Source organism: Micromonospora sp. URMC 106, assembly GCF_051386395.1.
Taxonomy (GTDB): domain Bacteria; phylum Actinomycetota; class Actinomycetes; order Mycobacteriales; family Micromonosporaceae; genus Micromonospora.
On record NZ_JBPQTP010000212.1, the window covers coordinates 1 to 3,151 of the forward strand.

Sequence of the window (3,151 nt, forward strand, 5' to 3'; positions counted from 1 at the left end):
CGACCACGCGGTGCGCGGGCAGGATGCGCTGCCGCTCCACGTCGGCGTCGGCCGTGCCGGCGACGATGTCCAGGAAGTGGTCCAGCTGGGCGGCGAGCGGCTCCCGGTTGGTGAGCAGCTCCGGCACCTCGATGATGCTCTGCTGCCGGTAGCCGCGCCCGTCCGGCGTGGCCGCGTCGGAGGACACGTGCCGGTAGATGGTGACGTCCTTGCGGATCAGGTCCGCCTCGATCAGCCGGTCGACCTCGCTGATCACCAGCGTCCGGACCTTGCGCTGCCCGATCCGGCTGGCCGAGACGTTGGCCAGGGCGCCGCTGCCGAAGCTGAGCACGGTCTCCGCCACGTCCTCCGCCTCGGCCAGCGAGTCCGGGTGGAAGTGGCCGAACGTGCCCCGGACCGCCGCCGGCTCCTCGCCGCCGAATGCCTGGATCGCCAGGTCGACATCGTGGATGAGCAGGTCCCAGGCGACCCCGGTGCGGATCCGCGGCGCGTACGGCGAGTGCCGGGTGGCGGTCAGGTGCACCGGGCGGTCGACCAGGGCGAGGGCGGTGAGCACCGCCGGGTTGAACCGCTCCAGCAGCCCGCACAGCAGCGGCACGCCGCGCTTGCCGGCGGTGGCGACGATCTCCTCGGTCTCGGCGAGGCTGCCGCAGACCGGCTTCTCGATCAGCAGCGGCTTGTCCGCGGCGAGCACCTGGTCGGCGAGGCCGTGGTGGAACTCGGTCGGCGCGGCGATCACCACGGCGTCGACGTCGGAGAGGTCGTCGGCGTTCGGTGCCCAGCCGGCCCCGTACCGCTCGGCGATCTGCTGGCCCACCGAGCGCCGGGGCTCGATCACCCGGGCCAGCTCGGCGCGGTCGGACTGGGCGATCACGCGGGCGTGCAGCGAGCCCATCACCCCGGTGCCGACCAGGGCGAAACGCAGCTTGGCGGTCACGCGCCCACCGCCGCCCGGACGGCCTCGACCACCTGGTCGAGGTCGCTGTCGGAGAGGTGGTGGTGCACCGGCAGCGAGACGCACTGGCGCACGACGCGGTCGGTCACCGGCGCCGGGTCGGCGACGACGCGGGGGTGTTCCCGGTAGCAGTCGTAGTCGTAGACCGTCTTCGGGTAGTAGATGCCGCAGCCCACCCCGCGCTCGGTCAGCCGGGTGATCACCTCGTCGCGGCTCACCGGGGCCTCGTCGGTGACCAGCACCGTGTACTGGTGCCAGACGTGCGACCGGCCGGGCAGCTCGGTCGGCAGGCGCAGCCCGGGCACGTCGGCCAGGCCGGCGGAGAGCCGGGCCGCGTTGTCCTTGCGGCGCTTGACGTTCTCGCCGTACGCGGCGATCTGCGGGATGCCCAGCGCGGCCTGCAGGTCGGTGAGGCGGTAGTTGTGCCCGGCCACCTCGTACTGGTAGCGCTGCCGCATGCCCTGGTTGCGCAGCACCCGCAGCCGGTCGGCGAGGCCCGCGTCGTTGGTGGTGATCATGCCGCCCTCACCGGTGGTGAGGTTCTTGGTGGCGTACAGCGAGAAGGTGCCGAGCCCGAAGCTGCCGGCGCCGCGCCCGGAGATCGTCGCGCCCAGGGACTGGGCGGTGTCCTCGACGAGGCCGAGGCCGTGCTGCTGCGCCAGCGGGGCGATCGCGTCCATGTCGGCGGGCTGGCCGTACAGGTGGACCGGCATCAGCACCTTGGTGCGCGGGCCGACGGCGGCGGCGAGGGCGTCCGGGTCGACGCAGAAGTCCTCCTCGCGGATGTCGGCGAACCGGGCGGTGGCACCCGCCTCGAGGATCGCGTTGAGGGTCGCGACGAAGGTGAAGGGGCTGGTGACGACCTCGTCGCCCGGCTGGAGGTCGAGCACCTGGAGCGCGGCCACGAGCGCGGTGGTGCCGTTGTTGACGGCCACCGCGTGCTCGACGCCGACCAGGTCGGCGAACTCGCGCTCCAGGCGGGCCACCATCGGTCCCTGCGCGATGACGCCCGAACGGATCACCTCGACCGCCAACCGTTCGGCCGCCTCGTCCAGCTTGACGACGGAAATCGGGATCACAGGAGCTCTCCTTGGGGTGTGGGGCAGCGTGCAGACCGTAGCAGCGCGGGAGAACCCCGGCACATCTGGACCGCCTCGGGGAGAATCCGCGCACGCCCCGACTCGCCGTCGGCCTGGGTTCGTGGTACCCGCCGCGCTGCGCTAGTCTCGGCGAATTGTGCAGGCGACCCCAACGGGTCAGGGCGACGCGGAGGCAGGACGGCCGTGGCAGAGACCGCGACGCAGGTCGAAACGGTGACCGCACCGGCCGAGGGGGCCGGCGCGGCGAAGAGTCCGTCCCGCTGGCTCTCCCTGGGCGTACGGGTGGTCGTGATCGCGGCGATCGCCGCGGGCATGACCTGGAGCGTGGTCAGCCAGTGGCCGGACGTCCGGCAGACGTGGCTCGACCTGGCGTGGCCCTCGGTGGTGCTCGCGGTGCTGGCGGTGCTCGCCGGGATGTTCGCCAACTCGATGGCCTGGCGGGCCGCCGCGGAGGACCTGGAGCACCGGGTGTCCGTTCCCGCCGCCCTGCGGATCTGCATGGTCGGGCAGCTCGGCAAGTACATCCCGGGCAGCGTGTGGGCGTACGTCCTGCAGATGGAGCTGGGCCGGCGGGCCGGGCTGCCGCGCGCGCGGGCCTTCCTGGCCACGCTGGTCGCGCTGGGCCTCGGCGTGGTCGCCGCGCTCGGCGTCGGCCTGCTCAGCCTGCCCTCGCTGCTGGACGCGACCGCCGAGACCGGGGCCGAGTACGCCGAGCCGGTGCGGGTGGCGCTCTACATCGTCGCCGTGCTGTTCCCGATCGCCCTGATCTGCGCGATCCCGCCGGTGCTCACCCGGCTGATCCAGCTCGTCCTCAAGGTGCTGCGCCGACCGCCGCTGCAGCACAAGCTGACCCTGCCCGGCGTGCTGCGGGTGGTCGGCTGGAGCGCCCTGGGCTACACCCTGTTCGGCGTGCACCTGTGGCTGCTGGCCAACGCGCAGGCCGCTCCCGGCCTCGGTGGCCTGCTGCGCAGCATCGGCTCGTTCGCCATCGCGATGACCGTGGGGATGTTCGCCTTCCTCTCCCCCTCCGGGCTCGGCGTCCGGGAGGCCGTGCTGGTCGCCACCATGGCGCCCTTCCTCATCGACGCCGGCGGCA

At 73.1% G+C, this 3,151-nt stretch carries 3 protein-coding genes; 1 reads left to right on the top strand and 2 read right to left on the bottom strand.

Annotation, left to right across the window (positions count from 1 at the left end):
* Both ACSNOB_RS31675 and ACSNOB_RS31680 read right to left on the bottom strand, forming a co-directional pair.
* Nucleotides 1-937 (bottom strand): Gfo/Idh/MocA family protein (locus tag ACSNOB_RS31675; protein WP_436691082.1); only part of this gene is annotated, 937 nt, incomplete at its 3' end.
* The gene (locus ACSNOB_RS31680; protein ID WP_436691084.1) at nucleotides 934-2,034 is read right to left on the bottom strand and encodes a DegT/DnrJ/EryC1/StrS family aminotransferase; all 1,101 of its coding nucleotides are present in this window, start codon (nucleotides 2,032-2,034) and stop codon (nucleotides 934-936) included. The genes ACSNOB_RS31680 and ACSNOB_RS31675, both read right to left, overlap by 4 nt.
* A gap of 204 nt (nucleotides 2,035-2,238) precedes the next feature.
* On the opposite strand from ACSNOB_RS31680, the gene ACSNOB_RS31685 reads away from it, so the two are divergent.
* Nucleotides 2,239-3,151, top strand: a 913-nt coding sequence (locus ACSNOB_RS31685) for a lysylphosphatidylglycerol synthase domain-containing protein (RefSeq protein WP_436691086.1), incomplete at its 3' end; no start/stop codon positions are given.